This is a genomic window from Marinicella marina (assembly GCF_030065545.1).
GTDB lineage: Bacteria > Pseudomonadota > Gammaproteobacteria > Xanthomonadales > Marinicellaceae > Marinicella > Marinicella marina.
The window spans coordinates 1-281 of the sequence record NZ_JASJNC010000023.1 but is presented as its reverse complement, the minus strand read 5'-3'; the positions used below and the strand labels follow the sequence as shown (position 1 = coordinate 281).

The window sequence follows — 281 nt, the reverse complement described above, 5'->3', positions numbered from 1 at the left end:
GGGTACAAGACCAAGTGCCATCAAGTTGTACTGTTGCCGTACAAGTGGCACCAGATGGTGTGGTTACGGTAACCACGGCACCCGGTTCACCGGTACCACTGACTGGGTCGCCATTGGTTGGGGTGATGATGGTTGGTGCCAGAGGCGCATCATTATCCAACACAAAAGGCGCTGGTGTGGTGGCGGTGTTACCGGCATCATCAGTGGCAGTGGCCACTTCATCACCATCAACACCATCGGTGCCAACAGTACCGGTACAAGACCAATTACCTGAACCATTG

At 54.4% G+C, this 281-nt stretch carries 1 protein-coding gene; it reads right to left on the bottom strand.

Features of this window, described 5'->3' with window-relative positions; all coding sequences use genetic code 11:
* The coding region (locus tag QNI24_RS15520) for an Ig-like domain-containing protein (protein WP_283708775.1) at positions 1 to 281 on the bottom strand (281 nt) is incomplete at both ends.